Genomic DNA, 20,362 nt, shown 5'->3' on the forward strand with positions numbered 1-20,362 from the left:
GCCGCACGCGGCGGCCGCGCCGCGCCGCTCGCGCCGCGCCCGCGCCGGCTCAGCGCGCGGCGACCCTCGGCTGCGGCGCGGCGGGCGTGTCCGCGGGGGCCTCGACGGCCTCGTCGCCGGCCGCCTCGTAGGTCGTCCGTCTCAGCACGATCGCGGCCAGCACGGCGCTGACGGCGAGCATCGCGACGCTGACGATCACGACCGCGTGGAGGCCGCTGAGGAACGCCTGGCTGGCATCGCCGACGAGCGCGTCGCCGACCGTCCGCGGCAGGCCGGAGGCGACCTCGACCGCACGGCCGAGCGACTCGCCGGAGGCGGCCATCGCGCCGTCGCTGACGCCCGGCACGGGCTGCAGCCGGTCGCTGTAGACGGCGGCCAGGATCGAGCCGAGGACGGCGACGCCGAGGCCGCCGCCGAGCTCGTAGGCGGTCTCCTCGATCGCGGCCGCGTTGCCGGCGCGCTCGGCCGGGACCGCCGAGATGATCACGTCGTTGGCGGCGACGAGCGCGACCTCCAGGCCGAAGCCGAGCGCCAGGAACGGCAGCGCCAGCAGCAGGTACTGGTCCTCGACGCCGAGCGCCAGCAGCGGCACCAGCGCGATCGTCGTCAGCAGCAGGCCGCCGGCGACCGTCGTGCGCGTGCCGAGGCGGCCGAGCAGCCGCGCCGCCGTCAGGCCGCCGACGAGACTCGACAGCATCAGCGGCAGCAGCCGCACGCTCGCCGCCAGCGGCTCGAGCCCGAGCACGAGCTGCAGGTACTGGGCGAAGAACAGCTCCAGCCCGACCAGGCCGAACATCGACAGCAGCACGACGCCGGTCGCGACCGTGAAGGCGCGGTCGGCGAACAGGCGCACGTCGAGCAGCGGCTCGGCTCTCGCCAGCTGGCGACGCGCGAAGACGGTCAGCGCACTCAGCGCGGCGACCAGCACGACGAGCGTCAGCGGCTGCGTGAAGCCGTGGCGAGCGCCCTCCTTCAGCCCCCAGGCGAGGCCGAGGATGCCGACGCCGGCCAGCACGACCGCGAGCGTGTCCCACGGCGGCGGCACCTGCGCGCGGCTCTCCGGCAGCAGCTTCAGCCCGAGCGGCAGCACGATCAGCACGACCGGCACGTTGATCAGGAAGACCGCGCCCCACCACCAGTGCTCGACCAGGAAGCCGCCGACGAGCGGGCCGATCGCGGCGCCGCCGGCCATCGTCGCGGACCAGATGCCGACTGCGGTGCGGCGCTCGTTGCGGTCCTCGAAGGCGTCGCGCACGATCGCCATCGAGGCGGGCAGGATCAGTGCGCCGCCGACGCCCATCACGGCACGTGCGGCGATCAGCACCAGCGGGCTCCAGGCGGCGGTCGCCAGCGCTGAGGCGACGCCGAAGATCACGAGGCCGACGAGCAGCATCCGCTTGCGGCCGAAGCGGTCGCCGAGCGCGCCCGAGGCGACCAGCAGCGGCGCGACCACGAGCGGGTAGACGTCGATGATCCACAGCAGCGAGATCGCCGAGGGCTTCAGGTCCTCGGTCATCGCCGGGGCGGCGACGTGCAGGACGGTGACGTCGATCACGACGACCGAGATCGCCGCGCAGACGACCGCGAGGACGGTCCAGCGGCCGGCGGAGGCGGGCAGGCGCGGGCTCATGACCGCACCGCGATCCCGCCGAGGATCGTCGCGCGCAGCAGCCGCGCGGCGTCGCGCGCGCCGACGTGGCCGTCCTCGATCGCCCACCAGATCGCCTCCAGCTGGGCGCCGACCGAGTAGGCCAGCCACTGCGGCGGCAGCTCGGGGCGGAACTGGCCGGCCCGCTGGCCGCGCTCGAAGAAGCGCGCCAGGCGCGTCTCCTGCTCGGCGATCTCGTCGACGAGGCGCGGGACGCGGTGGATGTGCGGCTCGGAGAACAGCAGCGAGTACGCCTTCGCCAGCGTCAGCGCGTCGTCGAGCAGCCGGTCGAACGCCTGCTGCGGGTCGTCGTGGTCGATCCCGGCGGCGTCGAAGGCGCGCTCGCAGTCGGCGAGCACGTGGGCGGTCAGCGTCTCGACCAGCGTCTCGCGGTCGCCGAAGGCGCGGTGCAGCGTCGTGCGGCTGATCCCGGCAGCGGTCGCGATCTCCTGCATCGAGGAGCCGGGCTGGCGGGCCATCACGCGGGCGACGGCGTCGAAGAGCTGAGTCTCGTCAGGCATGGAACATCAACGTAGCAGGTGGAACAAAAATGTTTCAAGCGGGACAAGTGTGACGCGGCGCGTTCGCGTGGTCCGGGGCGGGCGGGCGGACGGGCGTGGGGCGATTTCCGCTCATCGGTGGGCTTTCTCCGCCGATGGATGGCTCCACTCAAAGGCTGTAGAAGCCAATGCGAACATATGTTCGTGACCTCAGGAACTGGTATTCCGCCGTATGTGATCTTTCGTCAGGCGCTCGACGCCGGCGACCTCTCGCGCGTCCGCACGCTCGCCGCGGCGATGCCGCGCATCGGCCTCGAAGACGCGCTGCGCATCTGCCTGCTGATGCGCGACCACGACGGCTACGAGCGCGCCGCCGTGCGCTGGCTCGGCCGCTTCGCGCTGGAGGCGCGCACCGCCTCGATCGAGGACGTGCAGGCCGCCGCCGCGGCGCTCGACGCGCTGCCCGACCGGCCTGACAGCGCGATGGAGCGGCTCGCGATCGTCTGCTCGCAGTGCGGCGTGGCCGGCTGAGCGCGGCTGCGAGCGGCGTTCGTGTGCGCGAGCGCACAGAGCGGCGGCGGCGATTCCCTAAGGGGGCGAAGCGGTCGGGCGAAACCTTCGCCATCTGGCCAACCACATGCCGCTTGACCTGCCGCATCATCCCTGTCGTTCTAAATCTCTCCTCCTTAGAACACCAGGGCTGGGAGGCGGTGCACCCGGGGGGGCACGCCGCCTCCCAGCCCGATCCCCTCTTCTCGTGGCTGTGGTGGCCGCTGGTGGTGCCGGGGCTCGTTCGCACGACGCGGACGGGCCCCGTTCCATGTCCGTGGCCGGATCCCGCGCAGCTCAGGCGCCGGCGCGCGCGCCGCGGATGATCGTCATCAGCGCGTCGGCGGTGCCGTGCGCGTCGCGGGCGCCGGTCCCGAGCCGCCGCAGCGTCATCCCCGCCATCAGCGCGACGAGCATCGGCGCGTAGCGCTGCGGCTCGGGCACCTCCAGCGCCTCGAGTATCGCCGAGCCGAAGTCCTCGTAGGCGGCGAAGCAGCGGCCCGACGCCTCCTGCAGCGCGGGATCGCGCGACGCCTCCAGGTGCAGCTCCAGCTCGGAGATCGCGCCGGGCCGGGTCGGCTCGCTGTCGAGCAGCTGCTCGACGACCGCCGCGACCTGCTCCGGCGTCGGCGAGGCCGCGCGCAGCTGCTCGGCGATCGCGCCCAGCCGTGCGACCTCCTCCTCGACGTAGCGCAGCAGGCTGTCGCGCAGCAGCTCCGTCTGGCTGGGGAAGTGGTAGGTCAGCGAGCCGAGCGCGACGCCGGCCTCGGTCGCCACGCGCCGGTTGGTGACGGCGCCGATCCCGCTCTCGGCGATCACGCGCAGGGTCGCGTGGACGATCCGCTCGCGCGTGACGGATGGCGCCGGTGCGCCGGGTGCGCCCGCGCGGGCGCTTGGATCGGGGGAGACGGGCGAGCTGATGGTGGCGAAGCATAGTGACGGTCGCGTATCGTTCGTTCGAACGAACGAGACCGTGGAGGGAGCCCATGGCGGCAGTCGGCAACAGCACTTCGGACGCGCTCGCGTTCGCGGGCGCGGCAACGCTCGCGGCGCTCGTCGCCGCCGGCGACGTCTCCGCCCGCGAGCTGGCGGAGCTGTCGCTGCGGCGGATCCACGCGACGCAGCCGACGCTCAACGCCTTCCGCTGCGTCCGCGACGAGGCCGCCCTGCGCGAGGCCGACGAGATCGACCGCCTGCGCGCTCGCGGCGCGGGCGGGCCGCTGCTCGGCGTCCCGGTCGCGATCAAGGACGACATGGACCTCGCCGGCGAGACGACCGCGTTCGGCTGCGCGGGCCCGTTCGCGCCGCGGCCGGCCGACGGCGAGGTCGCGCGGCGGCTGCGCGCCGCGGGCGCGGTGATCGTCGGCAAGACGACGACGCCCGAGCTGGGCCAGTGGCCGTTCACCGAGGGGCCGGCCTTCGGCGCGACGCGCAACCCGTGGGCGACCGCTCACACGCCCGGCGGCTCTTCCGGCGGCTCGGCGGCGGCGGTCGCGGCCGGGCTCGTCGCGGTCGCCGCCGGCTCCGACGGCGCCGGCTCGGTGCGGATCCCGGCGGCGTGGACCCACCTCGTCGGGATCAAGCCGCAGCGGGGGCGGATCTCGACCTGGCCCGACCCGGACCCGTTCAACGGCCTCACCTGCATCGGCCCGCTCGCGCGCACGACCCGCGACGCTGCGCTGCTGCTCGACGTGCTGAGCGGCTCCCACGCGGACGACCGCCACCGGCCCGCGCCGCCGGCCGAGCCGTACCTGCGCGCGGTGACGCGCGAGCCGGCGCGGCTGCGGATCGCGCTGTCACTGCGGGTGCCGTTCAGCGCTGCGCCCGCGACGCTCGACGCCGCCGTGCGCGCTCGCGTGATGTGGATCGCCGGCGTGCTCGCCGACCTCGGCCACGACGTCGAGGTCGCCGACCCGGCCTACGGGTTGATCGGCGCGAGCTTCATCCCGCGCGCGATGGGCGGGCTCGGCGACTGGGCCGAGGGCCGCGTGACGGCGCCTGAGCAGCTCGACGCGCGCACTCAGAAGGCGATCGCCGTCGGCCGCAGGCTGCGGCCGCTGCTCGGCACCGCGCGCGGGCTGGAGCGGATCTTCCGGCGCCGGATCGGCCGCACCTTCCGCGACTTCGACGTCGTGCTGACGCCGACGACGGCGCAGCCGCCGCCGCGGATCGGCGCGATCGACGGGCTCGGCGGCTGGGCGACCGACAAGGTGATGGTCGCCGCCTGTCCGTACGCGTGGCCGTGGAACGTGCTCGGCTGGCCGGGCGTCAACGTCCCCGCGGGGCTGACCGACACGGGCCTGCCGGTCGGCGCCCAGCTGCTCGGGCCGGCCGGCTCGGAAGGGCTGCTGCTCGCGCTCGCGGCGCAGCTGGAGACGGTCGAGGGCTGGGCGGAGCTGCAGCCGCCGGTCGGCGCCTCGGAGAGCGCGCTGCGCGTCGTCGCGTAGGTTCTCAGGCCGATGTCACAGCTCCGCGCGCTGCGTCGTCACCTCCGCATGACGACGACTTCACGGGCGCGGAAGGGAGCAGGACGATGGACGTAGCGGTGATCGGAGGGACCGGCGTGCTGGGCGGGCTCGTCGCCCGCACGCTGCTGGAGGGTGGCGACCAGGTGCGGCTCGTCAGCCGCAGCGCGCCGGCGGCCGGCAGCGCCGCCGCTGCGCTGGTCGCGGCCGGCGCCGGCCACCACGTCGCCGACCTGCGCAGCGGCGACGGGCTCGCCGCCGCGCTCGGCGGCGCCGACGCCGTCGTCGACGCCGTCAACGACCCGCGCGGCGCGAAGCAGGTGATGGTCGAGGGCGGCGGCCGGCTGCTGGCGGCGGAGGCGGCCGCCGGCGTCGGCCATCACGTCGCGGTCTCGATCGTCGGGATCGAGCAGGTGCCGCTCGCCTACTACACGGCGAAGCTCGCGCAGGAGCGGGTCGTGACCGACGGCCCGGTCCCCTGGAGCCTGCTGCGGGCGACGCAGTTCCACCAGCTGCTCGACCAGGCCTTCGCCGCCGCGGCGCGCCTGCGGCTGCTGCCGGGCGGCGCCGCGCAGGTGCAGCCGATCGACCCCGCGATCGTCGCGGCGCGGCTCGCCGACGCCGTCCACGCCGGGCCGTGCGGGCGGCTGCCGCAGCTCGGCGGGCCGCGCGTGCAGACGCTCGGCGAGCTGGCGCGCGAGTGGCGCGCGGCGCGCGGGCGGAGGCTGCCGGTCGTGCCGCTGCCGTGGCCGCCGCGGCTCGGCCGGGCGCTGCGCGGCGGCAGCCTGACCGCGCCGGACGCGGCCGTCGAGGGGCCGGCGTTCGCGCAGTGGCTGGCGCAGCCGCCCGCGGACGTGGCAGAGTCGGTGCTGCGATGAGCGGCTTCGGCGCAGATCGACCTGCTGGCGACGGCGCACGCGAAGCCGCCGGCGACGGCGCACGCGAAGCCGCCGGCGACGGCGCACGCGAGGCCGCCGGCGCGGACGCGCGCGCGGCGGCCGCGGCCGGCGCCGACACGCTCGCCCGCCGCTTCGAGCGCGAGCGGCCCTACCTGCGACGGCTCGCCTACGGCACGCTCGGCAGCTTCGCCGAGGCCGACGACGTCGTGCAGGAGGCGTGGCTTCGGCTGCAGCGGGTCGACGCCGCGACGATCGAGGACCTGCGCGCCTGGCTGACGACCGTCGTCGGCCGGCTCGCGCTCGACGCGCTCGGCTCGGCACGGGCGCGCCGCGAGCGCTACGTCGGCCCGTGGCTGCCGGAGCCGTCGGTCGACACCGTCGCCGGCAGCGCCGCCAGCCGCGCCGACGCCGTCGACCCGGCCGATCGCGTCACGCTCGACGAGCAGGTGACGACGGCGCTGCTGGTCGTGCTGGAGCGGCTCTCGCCGGCGGAGCGGACGGCGTTCGTGCTGCACGACGTCTTCGGGCTCGGCTTCCCCGAGGTCGCGGAGGTCGTCGGGCGCACGCCGGCGGCGGTGCGGCAGCTGGCGGCGCGGGCGCGCAGACATGTCGACGACGGCACGCCGCGCTTCCCCGCCTCGCGCGAGCAGCACGCCGAGATCGTCGCGGCGTTCGCGGCCGCGTGGCAGGTCGGCGACGTCGACGGCCTCGTCGGCGTGCTCGACCCCGAGGTCGTGCTGACCTCCGACGGCGGCGGTGTCGTCAGCGCCGCGCGCCATCCGATCGCGGGCAGCGAGAGAGTCGCGAAGGTGCTCGCCGGCTTCGCGCGCGTCTCGCTGGCGCTCGGCGCCGGGCGCGGCGGCTTCGCCGAGGTCAACGGCCGCACCGGCCTCGTCTTCGACGACGGCCGCGTGATGAGCGTGATCTCGTTCACCGTCGACCGCGGGCGGATCGTCGCGATCGACATCGTCCGCAACCCGCAGAAGCTGCGTCACGTGCCGGCGGACGCGCTCGGCACGCCGCCGGAGCAGGAGCGATGAGCGCCGCCTCGCGTGACGCGGCGCAGGAGCGCGCCGGCGCGGTCGTGCCGGCCGCGCCCGCGATCGCCCGCGCGGCGCTCGCCGTGCTGGCGCTGAGCGCGCTCAGCATCGGGCTGCCGGCGGCGTTCGCGCCGCAGTCGTTCTACGACGACTATCCGTTCGTCGCCAGCTGGGTCGACCTGCTGCCGCCGTACAACCAGCATCTCGTGACCGACGTCGGCGGCCTCTACCTCGGCTTCGCGGTCGTGCTCGGCTGGGCGGCGTGGACGCTCTCGCGCGAGCTGGTGCGGGCCGCCTGCGCGGGCTGGGCGCTGATGTCGCTGCTGCACTTCGTCTTCCACGCGACCCACCTCGAACGCTTCTCGACCGCCGACGCGATCGCCGAGCTGACGGGGCTGGCGGCCGTGCTGGCGCTGCCGGCGGTGGCGCTGTGGGCGCTGCGGGCGCGCCGGGATCTGCGCTGAGCGGGCGTCATCCGCGCGCCGTTTGCGCACAATGATGCGCAGATGGTGACGCTCGGGCTCGACCTCGCCGCGCAGGACCTGAAGACGGGCCTCTGCCGCGTTCGCTGGCACGACGACGGCGCCGAGGTCGAGCTGGCCTGTCGCAGCGCCGGCGACGAGCCGATCCTCGCCGCGGCGCGCGCGGCGGTGGCGGACGGCGGCGCGGTCGGCGTCGACGCGCCGTTCGGCTGGCCGGTCGACTTCGCCACGGCGGTCTCGTCGTGGGCGGGCGGCGGCGCGTGGCCGTTCGAGCGCCCGGCCGAGCGCGTGACTGTGAGAGAGCACAGCGCCCTGCTGCGCCTGCGGATGACCGACCGCTTCGCGATCGAGACGACGCGCGCGCGGGGCAGGGCGCGCCATCCGCTGTCGGTCTCGACCGACAAGATCGGCATCTGCGCGATGCGCGCCGCCGCGCTGCTGACCGCGGCGGGCGCGCCGAGCCGGGTCGACGGCCCCTGGTTCGAGGTCTATCCCGCCGCCGCGCGCGACCTCTGGGCGCTGCCGACCGAGAACGACAAGCGCGACCGCGACCTGCGCGAGCGGCGCCTGCGGGCGCTCGTCGACGGCGTCGAGCGGGCCGGCGCGGCGCTGACGTTCCGCGACGACACGCGCGCGGCCTGCGTCGACTCCGACGACGTCCTCGACGCGCTCCTGTGCGCGTTCGTCGCGCGCGCGGCCGCGCTCAGAGGAACGCTGCCGCCGCCCGACGCAGCGCACGCGAAAGCGGCCGAACGCGAGGGCTGGATCCACCTCCCGAGCGGCGGGCTGGACGATCTCTTCACAGGACGGCAATCTCGCCGTCCTGCCGGCTCGCCAGGATGGGCGGGATGAGCAGTCCGTCGCAGCAGCACTCAGGCCGGTCGCGCCGCCTCGTCCCCAGCCGCCGCGCGCTGATCGCGCTGGTGTCGCTCGGTCTCGCCTACGCGCTCGTGATGCAGGCGCTCGGCTGGGCCCAGACCGCCTACTTCGCCCAGGTCAAGTCGTTCGCCGACGGCAACGCGCAGATCGACGACTACCACTGGGAGACGCGCGACAAGTCCTGGTACGACGGCCACTTCTACTCGGTCAAGGCGCCGGGGACCGCGATGCTGCTGACGCCGGCCTACATCGGGCTCGACGCGATCGGCTTCGACACGCTCGCCGACCGCGCCGCCGACACCGCCCGCGCGCACGGCCCCAGCCGCTGGCACTACAGAGCGCTGCCGGTCCACAACTACGGCTTCAGCGTCGCACGCCGCAACGCGGTGCAGGAGACGCTCGAACGGCAGTCGCCGATCGTCTGGGCGCTCGGCCTGCTGGCGAGCGTGCTGCCGGCGATCCTGCTGCTCGTGATGGTGCGGCGCGCCGGCGACCTGCTGGCCGTCGGCGGCGGGCTGGCGGCGGCGGTGACGCTCGGCGCCGGCACGCTCGTGCTGCCGTTCGCGACGCAGCTGTTCGGCCACGTGCTGGCGGCGACGCTCGCGTTCGCCGCCTTCGCGCTGCTGCTGCGAGAACGGGGCGGGCCGCCGCGGCTGGCGCTGGTCGCGCTCGCCGGCCTGCTCGCCGGGCTCGCCGTCACCGTCGAGTACCCGCTCGCGATCGCGGGCGCGCTCGTCGGGCTGTACGCGACCTTCCGCGGCCCGAGCGGCACGCGCCGCGCCGACGGCGGCCTGCCGTGGCCGACCTGGCTGCGCCGCGGCGCGACCTACGCCGCCGGCGTGATCGGCGGGATAGTGCCGCTGGCCGCCTACAACATGTGGGCGTTCGGCTCGCTGTGGCACAACTCCTACGAGGGCGCGGTGAAGGTCTCCGGCATGAGCGGCCACGCGCTCCTCGGCCTCAACGACGAGGCCTTCTTCGGGATCGCGCTGCCCGAGCCGGGGACGGCGCTGGAGCTGCTCGTCTCCGCGCGCGGGCTGCTGACGATCGCGCCGGTCGCGGCCGTCGGCGTCTACGGGCTGGTGCTGCTCTTCCGCAGCGGGCGCCGCGCCGAGGCGCTGCTGGCCGGCGGGATCGCACTCGCCTACCTGACCTACGACTCCGGCTACTGGACGCCGTTCGGCGGCGGCACGCCGGGGCCGCGCTTCCTGATCCCGCTGCTGCCGTTCGTCGCGCTCGGCTTCGCGCCCGCGTGGCGCGCGCGGCCGGCGTTGTGCGCGGCGCTGCTGGGCCCGTCCGTGACGCTGCTGCTGGCGGCGACGCTGACGCGCCCGCTGATCGGCGACCCCGACAGCGCTGGCGTGTGGGCCAAGCTGATGGGCCAGGACCTCTTCTCGAACACGCTCCTGAGCGCGGTCGGGCTCGGCAACGGCTGGGCGACCGTGATCCCGGTCGTGGCGCTGGTCGCGGTCGCGATCGCGCTGGCGCTGCCGCGCGCGACGGCCGGCAACGCGGCCCGCAACGACGTGCCGGTCGCGCTCGCGGCGCTCGCCGGCTGGCTCGTCGTCGCCTGCACCGCGCCGGCGCTGTGGAACGTGCCGGCCGTCGTCACCGGCGACGGCGGCGCGGGGATCCTGTTCGCGGTCGGCGCCGTCGCTGGGCTCGCGCTGCTGGCGGTCGTCGCGCGCCCGGCGCGCGGCAGCGCGGCGCCGGCGGAGCGTTCCACGTCAGCGCTGGGACGCGGGGATACGGAAGAGCACGACGCCGTCCCGCAGCTCGCGTGAGATCCCCAGCGCGCGCCACGGCCGGCGCTCCCAGCCGGCCCACGGCGTGCCCGCGATCCGGTCGCGGTGGAGCACGACGGTGCGTACGCCGAGCGCGCGCAGCCGCGCGACCGACGACGCGTCCGGGAAGCCGGCGATGCGCGGCCCCAGCGCCGCGAACTTCGGCGGGATCGTCGAGCTGCGGCCGTTGACCATCCGCGGGAAGCCGGCCGTCGACCACAGCAGGTAGCGGCGGTTGTCCTCGGCCTCCAGCGGCAGCTGCAGCAGCGGCGCGGTCGCCGCCGCGAGGCCGGGCGGCGGCGTCGGCACGGCCGGGTGGGGCGGGCCGGAGAGGCGGCCGCCGTCGAGCGAGAAGGCGCTGCCCTCGACCAGCACCAGCAGCGCCAGCGGCAGCGCGGCCCAGCGCCAGCGCCGCTGCAGCCGCTGCGTGCCGGCGGCGGCCAGCAGCGCGAGCGCGAGCGTCGTCAGCGTCATCAGTCGGCCGGGCGTGCGGATCGCGTCCCAGCCCGGCAGCGCGGACAGCCAGCCGTACGGATAGAGGAAGCGCAGGTCGGCGTTCGCGTAGCCGAGCGAGAGGATCGCGCAGATCGCCGCGGTCGCCGCCAGCCCGATCCGCAGCCGCCGCGACCACAGGCCCCAGCCGGCCCCGAGCACGGCCAGCACGACGATCGCCAGGCCCGGGAAGAGCGACTGCTCGGCGACGGCGGCGAGGTCGTCGCGGAAGGGCGCGGTCGCGTCGGCCCAGACGAGGCTGTCGCGGCCGGCGGCGAGGAACTCCAGCGGGCCGCCGGAGTAGGCGGCGACGATCTCCGGTCCTCTGCGCGCGCTCGGGAAGCTGTCGGCGACGCGCAGGTAGATGCGCCCGAGCACCAGTCCGACGAGCGCGAACAGCGCGATCCCGGTGACGGTCGCGGCGACCAGCCGGCGATTCGCCGGCGCCGTCAGCGCGGCGCGAGCGCGGGCCAGCGCCGCCGCGGGACGGTGCGCGTCGCCGGCCCGCCAGGCGAGCACGAGCAGCACGAGCGCCAGCGCCAGCAGCAGATAGGCGAGCTGGAGGCCGAGCGTCCAGCCGAGCGACAGCTGCCAGCTCGCGACGATCCAGCCGAGCAGCAGCAGCGGGGCCGAGCGGCGCTTCCAGCCGCGCACCAGCAGCGCCAGCGTCAGCGGGATCCCGCCGCTGGAGATCACGTGCAGGTGGCCGGCCTGCTCCAGTCGCCACGGCGTGTAGGCGAACGCGACGCCGGCGACGATCGCGGCGCCCGGGGAGGCGCCGAGCGTGCGCGCCAGCAGGTAGGTGCCGGCGAACGCGAGCGCGTAGGCGAACAGGTACAGCAGGTCGTAGCGCGCGATCGCGGCGTGCGGGCCGCTGCCGAAGAGGCCGGCGGGGGCGTAGCCGACGAGCGCGTCGGAGAAGGCGAGCGTGTCGCGGTACGGGTAGTACTGGTTGGCGTCGAAGAACCGCAGCGGCTGGTGCGCGAGCGCGTGGCCGCCCCAGGCGACCTGCCACGACTGCGACAGCGGGTCGCCGAGGTCCTTCGCGACGTCGTCGCCGAGATGCAGCACGAGCGGCCAGTGCATCAGCACCGCCAGCACGACGGCGCCGAGCGCGAGCAGCGCCAGCTCGCGCGCGAGCGCACGGCGCGGCGGCGGCTGGTCGGGGCGCGAACGCGACATCGCGCGCCACCGTACGCGACCGGCGCCCGCGCCGCGTGTCGATCTCGTGCGCGGCGGGGTCTCGGCGCGGGGCGCAGCGTCGACGACGAGCGCGATGCGGCGCTCGGCGCCGGCTCGTCGCAGCGGGCGCCGGCGCCGTCAGCCGCCGCCGACCGGCTGCGGCGGCTCGGCGGTGAGCGTCTTCGCGTTGCGGCGCCTGGCCCACTCGCCGAGGCCGCTGCGGAGCGCGTCGAGCGAGTCGAGCTGCTCGCGTGCGAAGACGTCGTGCCAGAAGCTTCTGAGGATCCGCGCGTGCATGTTCGCGGCCAGCCGCTCGTGCTGGTTGCCGGGCGGCAGCCGCTGCAGCCGCACCGAGCCGTCGACGGTGCCGAGCTGCGGCCAGCGCTGCGCGCCGCCGCTGCGGACGACGATCGCGTCGAGCCGCAGGCCGCGCGCCTCGAGGTCCCTGCCGATGTCGCGCACGAAGCGGGCGGCCAGCCGCGGCTGCGGCGGCTCGCCGCGCGTGCGCGTCAGCTCGACCCAGACGAAGCGCGAGTCCAGCTCGACCGCGGTCAGCTGCCACAGCCGCTGGGTGCGATGCGGCCGCGGCAGCGGGATGCAGACGACGTCGACCGAGCGCGCGCGCTCGTCGCGCGTGTGCTCCGGCAGCGTCAGCGGACCGGCCAGCGCGAGCGGTCTGCGACCGAGCGGCGCGGTCGCGGCGCCGGCGGCGGCGGGCGAGGAGCGGTGGCCGGCCACGGCGCGGTCAGCTGGCGCCGGCACGTCGGCGGCGTGCTCCTCGCGCAGTCGCAGCACCGGCCCCCAGCGCTGGCCGACGCCGCGCAGCACGAGCGCGTCGCGCTGATACGAGTAGCGGAAGCCGCAGCGGCGAGCGAGCGCGTAGCGGCGCCGGCCGACGACGCGCCGGCGGCGGGGCGTGGCGCGCGACGGCAGCGGGCGTCCGTTCGTCCCGACAACGACGACGACACCGAGCGTGAGCAGCGCGATCGTCAGCTCGAACACAACCAGGCTCATCACGGCAAACGGTCCCTAACTCTCCTCAAACCTTGCGAAGACACGCATCCATAGCGCGTGGGACCGCTTTTGTCCCGGAACACGGTGCTTCATGACGCGCGCGCGTCTGAAACATCCGTCCAGAATCTGGCGCGAGATCTATCTGTGCGCGGCGGCGAGCACGGCCGCCGCGTAGCGCTCGGCGCTGCCCGCGACGGGCTCGAGGTAGAGCGTCGGCTCGACCAGCTCCAGCTCCATCAGCCAGACCTCGCCGGCGGGGCCGGCGACGAGGTCGACGCGCGCATAGAGCGGGCGCTCGGCGTCCGGCAGCGCGGCGGCGGCAAGCGCCAGCGCGCGTTCGGCGACCGCGCGCTGCTCGTCGCTCGCGCTGTCGGGCACGTTGACCGCGCCGAACTCCGGCTGGACGCGGAACTCGCCGGCCGGCGGGCGCTTGCGCACGATGTGGCTGAGCGCGCCGTCGCACCACAGCAGCGACAGCTCGCCCTCGGCCGCCAGCGACGGCACGAACGGCTGCACCATCGCGGTGCCGGCGGCGGTCAGCTCGGCGAGGTGACGGGCGCCCGCGCCGCCGGGGTCGCCGGGCGCGACGCGCAGCAGGTTGGAGGAGCCGAGCCCGACCGACGGCTTGACGATCGTCTCGCCGCCATCCCAGCCGCGCGCCGCCAGCAGCGCGCCGAGGTCGGCCGTCTCGCCCGCGTCGACCCAGGCGGTCGGGACCGTCGGGACGCCCTCCTCGGCGAGCTGGCGCAGGTAGACCTTGTCGGTGTTCCAGGCGATCGTCGCGGGGTCGTTGCGCAGCCGCGTCAGCCCCGCGACGCGCTGCGCCCAGTGGACGAACGCGTCGCGCCGCAGGTGGTAGTCCCACGGCGAGCGCACGAGCACGAGGTCGTAGGCGCCCCAGTCGACCTCGCCGTCGTCCCACACCTGCGGCTGCACCTCGGCGCCGAGCGCGCGGACGGCGTCCGCGAGCAGCTCGTCGTCGGGGTCGAGGACGAGCAGCTCGGCACAGGTGGCGAAGGCGATTCTGGTGGGCACGGCGGCGAGGTTAGCGCGGGTCGCGCCACATCAGCCATGCGCTCGGGCCGCGCGGCAGCGTCGTGACCTCGGTGACGCGGAAGCCGAAGCGCGCGTAGTAGGCGACGTTCGACTCCTTCGACGACTCCAGGTAGGCGCCGACGCCGTCCTCGTCGCAGCGGTCGAGCATCGTCCGCAGCAGCGCGCCGCCGCTGCCGCGGCCCTGCGCGGCGGGGTCGGTGCCGAGCACGGCGAGGTACCAGTGCAGCGGCCCGCGCGGGTGCCGGCGCTCGATCCCGAGCATCCCGTGGGCGATCAGCGGCAGTCGCGGCAGCAGCCGCGGGTGCAGCAGCGCGCGCGTCAGCTCGAGGTCGTCGCGGGCGCTCGTCTTCCAGCGGTGGGGCGGCAGCCACAGCGCCGCGGCGCTGCCGTCGGCGACCGTCCAGACCTCGTCGTGGCGCAGCGTCTGCCGCAGTCTGAGCGTGAAGATCCGCTCCAGCAGCCGTGCCCGCAGCGCGTCGGGCGGCAGCGTCCAGCAGGCGATCGGGTCGTCGTCGAAAGCGCGCGCGAGCACCGGCGCGAGCGCCGGCACGTCGGCGAGCGTCGCGCGGCGGACGACCGGCGGGGACAGCGGCGGCATCGGCCGACCCTAACGGCGCTCTGCGGGCACCGCGCTGGTCAGGTCGAGCCGCTCGTGGCGCGCGGTCGCGTCGCCGCTGGCGGGGTCGACCGTGACGAGGTCGGCGGCGAGCGGGTCGAACGGTCTCAGCGTGTAGCGCAGCTGCGCCAGGCCGATCGGCTGCGACTCGGCCAGGTTGCCGGTGCCGCCGCCGCCTGCGGTGCCGCCGTTGAGCACGACGACGTCGCGCTGCGTTCTGAGGTCCTGCTCGTGCGTGTGGCCGACGAGGAAGGCGATCGGACTCGCCGGCGGGCTCTCCGCCAGCCCGCTCAGGACGGGCTCGATCAGCGCCGGCTCGTGCACGACGACGACGTCGACGCGCCCCTGCAGCGGCGCGAACCAGCGCGCGAAGCCGTCCTGCAGCTCCTGCGTCGTTCTCGGCTCCGGCCGCGTGCCGCGCTCGTGGCCCGGCTCGCGGCGCGTGAACGGGTCGTCGTAGCCGGCGACGCGCAGCCCGTCGACGTTGACGACCATCGGCCCGTAGCTGCCGTCGGGCAGCAGCCGGCCCCAGCGCGTAAGCACGATCGCGCCGGCGCGCGCGAGCGAGCGCTCCAGCGTCGCCGAGTCGTGGTTGCCGGTCACGAACATCGTCGGCGAGCCGATCGCCGCCACGTCGCGCGTGACGCTCGCCTCCAGCGGCGTGCCGCGGTCGGTCAGGTCGCCGGCGATGACCAGCGGCCCGCCGCTGGCGACGCGCCGCAGCGTCGGCAGCACGAGCACGTTGTTGTGCACGTCGGAGGCGAGCGTCAGGCGCGGCCCGCCGGCCGGCAGCACGCCGCGCTCGCCCGGCGCCAGCACCAGCCGCGCGAGGCCGACGAGCTGCGCGTCGACGTCCTCGCTGAGCGTGCCGACCGAGCGGTTGACGGTCTCCAGCGCCTGCAGCGCCTGCGGGATGTCGGCGCCATGGGCGAAGTAGGTGGGGTTGTCGAGCGGCCCGCGCGGCGGCAGCAGCAGGCCGACCGCCGCCGTCGCCGCCAGCGCCGTCCCGCCCGCGGTCGCCAGCAGCCAGCGGACGCGCGGCACGCTGCGCGCGCGCACCGCGAAGGCCGTCAGCCCGCCGGCCAGCAGCGCGGCGACGAGCACGACCAGCACGAGCGCCTTCAGGTAGCTGCGGATCGCGTCGGTCGCCGCCGCTCTGACCGCCTCCAGGTCGACCTCGCGGTTGCGCGCGATCCGCTCGGCCGCGGCCCGGTCGACGCGGCGCACGTCGACGCGCAGCTGCACCGGCAGCCGCACCGCGCCGAAGCGGACGCCCCAGTCGACCAGCGGCACGTAGATCCCGAGCGCGCCCGGCTCGTCGAGCTGGACCGACAGGCGCACCGTCGCGACCGGCAGCTGCTTGTCCTCGCGGAAGGTCGCGAGCGCCAGCACGGCGCCGCCGAGCGTCGCCAGCACGACCAGCAGCAGCGCCGCGGCGGCGCGCAGCCGCCGCCCGGCCGGGCCGCCCAGCAGGCGGCGCCGGCCCGCGCCGGAATCTGGCGCAGTTGGCGGGTCAACCCGTTCGGGATCGGGAAGGCTGGAGTCGTTGACCTGTGAGGAGGAACGCATGGACGGATGGGGCGGTCGCTTGCAAGCTTCCAGTCGCTGGCTGCCGGCGCTCGTCGCGGTGGTCGCGGCGCTCCTGCTCGCAGTCGGCTGCGGTGACGACGACAGCGACTCGACCGCGAGCCGCACGACGTTCGTCGCCGGCCCGTCCGGGACCAGCGGGGCCGGAACATGGGCCTACCCCAACGGCGACCTCGCCAACACGCGCAACGTCGAGGGGCCGATCAACAGCTCGACGGTGAGCAGACTCGGCGTCGCCTGGACCGTCCCGATCACCGCCGCCGGCACCTTCGGCGGCTACGCCTCGACGCCGATCGTCGTCGACGGAACCGTCTACACGCAGGATCTCGACTCGAACGTGCAGGCGATCGACCTCAGAAGCGGCGACGTCAAGTGGGAGACGAGATTCGACTCGCCGACCGTCGGCCCCAACGGCCTCGCCGTCGGCGACGGCCGCGTCTACGGCGGCACCGGCGACGGCGCCTTCGCGCTCGACCAGGCCAGCGGCAGAGAGATCTGGAACGAGAGACTCACGCGCAACGAGAGAGAGGGCGTCGACATGGCGCCCGGCTACAAGGACGGCGTCGTCTACATCTCGACGGTCCCAGGCAACGCGAGAGGCTTCTACACCGGCGACGGCGTCGGCATCGTGCACGCGCTCGACGGCGAGAGCGGCAAGAGACTGTGGTCGTTCTACACCGTCCCGCTCAGCCTCTGGGATCCGCAGCACAGAGACATCAACTCCGGCGGCGGCCTCTGGCACCCGCCCGCCTTCGACGACGACAACAACATCTACGTCGACGTCGCCAATCCGGCGCCGTGGCCCGGCACCGACAGATACCCGTGGGCGCAGAGCCGCCCGGGGCCCAACCTCTTCACCAACTCGCTCGTGAAGCTGAACGCGTCGACCGGCGAGGTCGAGTGGTACCAGCAGGTGCTGCCGCACGACGTCTACGACTGGGACCTGCACCTGCCGCCGATCCTGACCGAGTCGGGCGGCAGAAGAATCGTCCTCTCCTCCGGCAAGCAGGGCTACGTCTACGCCTTCGACGCCGACAGCGGCGACCGCCTCTGGAGCAGAGCGGTCGGCATCCACAACGGCCACGACAGAGACAACGAGCTGGCGCTGGCCGGCAGATACGAGCGGCTGGAGATGCCGGTGACCGTCTATCCCGGCGTGCTCGGCGGCGTCGAGACGCAGATGGCGGTCAGCGACGGCGTCGTCTACGCGCCGGTCGTCGACCTGCCGGTCCACTTCGAGTCGCAGGAGAGACAGAGACTCGACATCGCCGCCGGCAGAGGCCAGCTGGTCGCGCTGAACGTCGAGGACGGCTCGCAGAAGTGGGTCCACAGATTCGCGACGCCGCCGTACGGCGCCGCGACCGTCGTCAACAACCTCGTCTTCACGACGACCTTCGACGGCATGCTGTGGGCGCTCGACGCCGACACCGGCAACGTCGTCTGGTCGACGAGACTGGAGGCCGGCACGAACGCGACGATCGCGGTCGCCGGCGACACGCTGATCACCGCCGCCAGCTTCCCGCAGGGCGCCGGCCAGAGAGCGGAGATCGTCGCCTACCGGATCGACGCGACCGGCGCGCCGGAGAGCGGCAGCGGCACGCAGATGGCCGGCGGCACGGAGAGAAGAGCGAGAACGACGACGCCGCAGCAGAGAAGACCGGCCACCTCCACCGGCACCAGCTCGCAGGCCGACCTCGCGACCGGCAGAAGAGTCTTCTCGACCCAGTGCGCCGGCTGCCACACGCTCGCGGACGCGGGCGCCAGCGGCACCGTCGGCCCCAACCTCGACGACCTCAGACCGTCGCAGGACGTGACCGACAGACAGGTCACCAACGGCGGCGGCGGAATGCCGGCGTTCGGCGGGCGGCTGTCGAGAGACGAGATCACCGCCGTCTCGGCCTACGTCGCGCAGGTCGCCGGGCAGGGCGGCGGCGGTGGCGGGGGAGGCGGTGGCGGAACGCCGTAACGCGCGTTTCCGTCATGGTGCCACACCTCTTCTCGGTGTGGCTGTCACAGCCGGGAGGCATCGGCAAGGTATGAAGAGATGGCCGACCTCCGGAGCGATGACGAGCTGCTGAAGGCCTCCGTGCAGGACGCGGAGGCCTTCGCCGTCTTCTACCGTCGCCACGCCGAGGCGGTCCTCGCCTACCTGCGCCAGCGCACCGGAGACGTCGAGACGGCAGCCGACCTGACGGCGGACGTCTTCGCGGGCGCCTTCGCCGGCCGCCGCCGCTACAAGCCGCGGCAGGAGCCGGCGCGCGCGTGGCTGTTCGGCATCGCCAACAACCTGCTGGCGATGAGCCGGCGCAAGCAGCGCCGCGCGCTGGCGGCCCGTCAGCGCCTCGGCATCCCCCGCATCGAGTTCCAGGACGAGGAGCTGGAGCGGGCCGAGGCGCGGCTGACCGCGCGCATGCGCGGAAACCCCTTGACTGCGCTCGTCGACGACCTTCCCCCCGAGCAACGTGCCGCCGTGCTCGCACGGGTCGTCGACGAGCGCGACTACGACGACATCGCCCGCGAACAGGATGTGAGCGAGGCGCTCGTCCGCCAGCGCGTGAGCCGTGGGCTCGCGCGGCTCGGCGGCAGCCTGCGGGAGGGCAAACGATGAGTGACGTGCTCGACACGATCGAATGGGAGCTGCTGGCGGCGATCCGCCGCAGCAACGCGCGCCGGCGCCGGCGCAGGTGGCTCGGCTTCGCCGGCGGCGGTCTGCTCGGCCTGACGGTGGCGACCGCAGGGGTCGCCGGCGTCGTGCCGAGCGCGCTCGACAGACTGGTCGGCGGCAACGACGCGCCGAGCGCCGGGATCAGAGCGATCCCCGGCGCCCCGCGCGCGACGTTGTCGCTCGACGACGCGGCCGGCAACCGCTGGTCGCTGTCGCTGCACCGCACTGACGGCGGCTTCGTCGTGCTGGCGGCGCTGCCGGATGAGCTGCCGACCGACAGATTCGCGCCGGTCAACGGCTACAGCCCGCTGGGGCTGGCGGCGGGGATGCAGGACAGTCCGCTGGCGTTGATCGGGCCGGTGATCGCCGAGCGCGACGGCACGCTGTCACGGCTGCTGATCGGCGAGGTCGAGGCGAGCGCGCGATCGGTGACGGTCGCGATCGGCGGCGAGCGCTACGCGGCGCAGCTGACGCCGCAGCAGATCGTCGCCCCGATCACACGGCCGCCGGAGGACGAGCTGCTGCCGGCGGGCAGAGCGCTGCTGAAGCGACTCGGCGACGAGATCAGACTGCGCGGCTTCGCCGTCGCGCTGCCGGCCGGCGCGGTGCCGGCGGGGGCCGACAGAGTCGAGGGGACGGTCGAGATAGTCCTCGACGACGGCACGACCGCGAGCAAGACGCTGCGGCCGACCTGCGTCAGTCCCGACTGCGGTGAGAGGGTTTACGAACTGCCGGACCAGGACGGGTAAGGGGAGGGAGCTCCGGCCGGCCCGCGGGAGGGGCCGGCCGGAGTCCGGTTCAGCCGTCGGTCAGCCGCTGAAGTCGGGCGGGAAGACGAACGACTCCGGCCCGCTCGGGCCGGTCCAGGTGAGCGATCTCGGCCAGTCGTCGGTCGCGACGTCGAAGAAGTTGTCGGTGACCGTGACGGCGACTCTGGTGCCGTCACCCTCGACCAGCACCAGCGATCTGACGTCGTCGCCGGCGGTGCCCCAGACGTGGTACGGCTCGCCGCCGCGCCCGTTGATCGCGGGGCTCAGTCCGGTCACCTCCAACAGCATCGTCGCCGAGCAGGCGACGGCGCCGCTGCGCACCGCGCAGACGGAGCTGCCGTCGCTCGACGGGGCGATCCATGCCTGCTCGCCGCCGCTGCCCGTGACGCGGCGCGCGGCGGCGAGGTCGATGCCGGCGGTCGTCGGCTGGCTGGCGACTGCGGGTGGGACCGCGTCGGCGGTGACGCTGTGCGGCTGGCGCAGCACGCGCAGCCGCGCGCGGGCGACGGCGCGCCAGTGACGGCCGTCGCGCGGCCCGCCGGCGGGGGCGGGGACGTCAGGCGGGGCGGCCGGCAGCGGCCGCGTGACGATCGCGGCGGCCTCATCGCCGGGCCGCGGCGCGCCGGGCTGGGCGGAGGTGGCGGTCACGTGCGCGATCGCGACCGCCGCGGCGATCGCGACGAGCACCGCCAGCAGCCGGCGCCGACGCGTGGAACGTGCATCAACGTTCATCG

19 protein-coding genes are annotated in these 20,362 nt (G+C 75.0%); 10 read left to right on the forward strand and 9 right to left on the reverse strand.

The window, feature by feature from the left end:
* Positions 1-49: 49 nt before the first annotated feature.
* Complete coding sequence (locus tag Q7L73_RS16450) at positions 50-1,630, reverse strand: MFS transporter (RefSeq protein WP_304690964.1); 1,581 nt, start codon at positions 1,628-1,630, stop codon at positions 50-52.
* A complete protein-coding gene (locus Q7L73_RS16455; RefSeq protein WP_304690966.1) occupies positions 1,627-2,169 on the reverse strand; it encodes a TetR/AcrR family transcriptional regulator in 543 nt (180 codons plus the stop codon). The genes Q7L73_RS16450 and Q7L73_RS16455 overlap by 4 nt, the downstream gene beginning before the upstream one ends.
* A 213-nt stretch (positions 2,170-2,382) precedes the next feature.
* Between Q7L73_RS16455 and Q7L73_RS16460 the strand changes: the two genes are divergently transcribed.
* Positions 2,383-2,679: a hypothetical protein gene (locus tag Q7L73_RS16460; RefSeq protein WP_304690967.1), complete on the forward strand. Its 297-nt coding sequence runs from the start codon at positions 2,383-2,385 to the stop codon at positions 2,677-2,679.
* 315 nt (positions 2,680-2,994) lie between these two features.
* Here the strand turns inward: Q7L73_RS16460 and Q7L73_RS16465 are convergent, their stop codons facing one another.
* A complete protein-coding gene (locus Q7L73_RS16465) occupies positions 2,995-3,618 on the reverse strand; it encodes a TetR/AcrR family transcriptional regulator (protein ID WP_370552396.1) in 624 nt (207 codons plus the stop codon).
* Between the two features lie 65 nt (positions 3,619-3,683).
* Here Q7L73_RS16465 and Q7L73_RS16470 point away from each other — a divergent pair, with 65 nt between their 5' ends.
* The 6 genes from Q7L73_RS16470 (at position 3,684) to Q7L73_RS16495 (ending at position 10,246) form a co-directional block, all read left to right on the forward strand.
* Positions 3,684-5,144 carry an amidase gene (locus Q7L73_RS16470; RefSeq protein ID WP_304690970.1) on the forward strand — a complete coding sequence of 487 codons (1,461 nt, stop codon included), beginning with the start codon at positions 3,684-3,686 and terminating at the stop codon, positions 5,142-5,144.
* 86 nt (positions 5,145-5,230) lie between these two features.
* Complete coding sequence (locus tag Q7L73_RS16475; protein WP_304715592.1) at positions 5,231-6,040, forward strand: SDR family oxidoreductase; 810 nt, start codon at positions 5,231-5,233, stop codon at positions 6,038-6,040.
* Positions 6,037-7,101 (forward strand): RNA polymerase sigma factor SigJ, encoded by a 1,065-nt coding sequence (sigJ, locus tag Q7L73_RS16480; RefSeq protein ID WP_304690972.1) that lies wholly within the window; start codon positions 6,037-6,039, stop codon positions 7,099-7,101. Before Q7L73_RS16475 ends, sigJ begins: the two co-directional genes overlap by 4 nt.
* Positions 7,098-7,565, forward strand: coding sequence for a hypothetical protein (locus tag Q7L73_RS16485; protein WP_304690973.1), 468 nt, complete (start codon positions 7,098-7,100; stop codon positions 7,563-7,565). Before sigJ ends, Q7L73_RS16485 begins: the two co-directional genes overlap by 4 nt.
* A gap of 42 nt (positions 7,566-7,607) precedes the next feature.
* Positions 7,608-8,435: a DUF429 domain-containing protein gene (locus Q7L73_RS16490; protein WP_304690974.1), complete on the forward strand. Its 828-nt coding sequence runs from the start codon at positions 7,608-7,610 to the stop codon at positions 8,433-8,435.
* On the forward strand, positions 8,432-10,246 hold the full coding sequence (locus tag Q7L73_RS16495) for a hypothetical protein (protein WP_304690975.1): 1,815 nt from the start codon (positions 8,432-8,434) through the stop codon (positions 10,244-10,246). The genes Q7L73_RS16490 and Q7L73_RS16495 overlap by 4 nt, the downstream gene beginning before the upstream one ends.
* On the opposite strand, the gene Q7L73_RS16500 is transcribed toward Q7L73_RS16495, so the two are convergent.
* The 5 genes from Q7L73_RS16500 to Q7L73_RS16520 all read right to left on the reverse strand — a co-directional run bounded on the left by Q7L73_RS16500 (position 10,190) and on the right by Q7L73_RS16520 (position 16,175).
* Positions 10,190-11,920 carry a hypothetical protein gene (locus Q7L73_RS16500; protein WP_304690976.1) on the reverse strand — a complete coding sequence of 577 codons (1,731 nt, stop codon included), beginning with the start codon at positions 11,918-11,920 and terminating at the stop codon, positions 10,190-10,192. The two genes, Q7L73_RS16495 and Q7L73_RS16500, sit on opposite strands and share 57 nt — an antisense overlap.
* A 138-nt stretch (positions 11,921-12,058) precedes the next feature.
* Positions 12,059-12,934 carry a hypothetical protein gene (locus Q7L73_RS16505; RefSeq protein ID WP_304690977.1) on the reverse strand — a complete coding sequence of 292 codons (876 nt, stop codon included), beginning with the start codon at positions 12,932-12,934 and terminating at the stop codon, positions 12,059-12,061.
* 138 nt (positions 12,935-13,072) lie between these two features.
* Complete coding sequence (locus Q7L73_RS16510) at positions 13,073-13,969, reverse strand: RimK family alpha-L-glutamate ligase (protein WP_304690983.1); 897 nt, start codon at positions 13,967-13,969, stop codon at positions 13,073-13,075.
* 10 nt (positions 13,970-13,979) lie between these two features.
* Positions 13,980-14,588 carry a GNAT family N-acetyltransferase gene (locus Q7L73_RS16515; protein ID WP_304690985.1) on the reverse strand — a complete coding sequence of 203 codons (609 nt, stop codon included), beginning with the start codon at positions 14,586-14,588 and terminating at the stop codon, positions 13,980-13,982.
* A 9-nt stretch (positions 14,589-14,597) separates the two neighbouring features.
* Positions 14,598-16,175, reverse strand: coding sequence for a metallophosphoesterase (locus Q7L73_RS16520; RefSeq protein WP_304690986.1), 1,578 nt, complete (start codon positions 16,173-16,175; stop codon positions 14,598-14,600).
* Between the two features lie 19 nt (positions 16,176-16,194).
* On the opposite strand from Q7L73_RS16520, the gene Q7L73_RS16525 reads away from it, so the two are divergent.
* From Q7L73_RS16525 to Q7L73_RS16535, 3 genes are all read left to right on the forward strand, one after another.
* Positions 16,195-18,159: a PQQ-binding-like beta-propeller repeat protein gene (locus tag Q7L73_RS16525; RefSeq protein WP_304690987.1), complete on the forward strand. Its 1,965-nt coding sequence runs from the start codon at positions 16,195-16,197 to the stop codon at positions 18,157-18,159.
* Positions 18,160-18,237: 78 nt separating this feature from the next.
* The gene (locus Q7L73_RS16530) at positions 18,238-18,801 is read left to right on the forward strand and encodes an RNA polymerase sigma factor (protein WP_304690989.1); all 564 of its coding nucleotides are present in this window, start codon (positions 18,238-18,240) and stop codon (positions 18,799-18,801) included.
* Entirely contained in the window at positions 18,798-19,607 is an 810-nt protein-coding gene (locus Q7L73_RS16535) for a hypothetical protein (protein ID WP_304690990.1), read from the forward strand. The genes Q7L73_RS16530 and Q7L73_RS16535 overlap by 4 nt, the downstream gene beginning before the upstream one ends.
* 60 nt (positions 19,608-19,667) lie before the next feature.
* On the opposite strand, the gene Q7L73_RS16540 is transcribed toward Q7L73_RS16535, so the two are convergent.
* A complete protein-coding gene (locus Q7L73_RS16540; RefSeq protein WP_304690992.1) occupies positions 19,668-20,360 on the reverse strand; it encodes a hypothetical protein in 693 nt (230 codons plus the stop codon).
* Positions 20,361-20,362 lie beyond the last annotated feature (2 nt).

It is taken from the genome of Conexibacter sp. CPCC 205762 (genome assembly GCF_030646155.1).
Taxonomy (GTDB): domain Bacteria; phylum Actinomycetota; class Thermoleophilia; order Solirubrobacterales; family Solirubrobacteraceae; genus Conexibacter.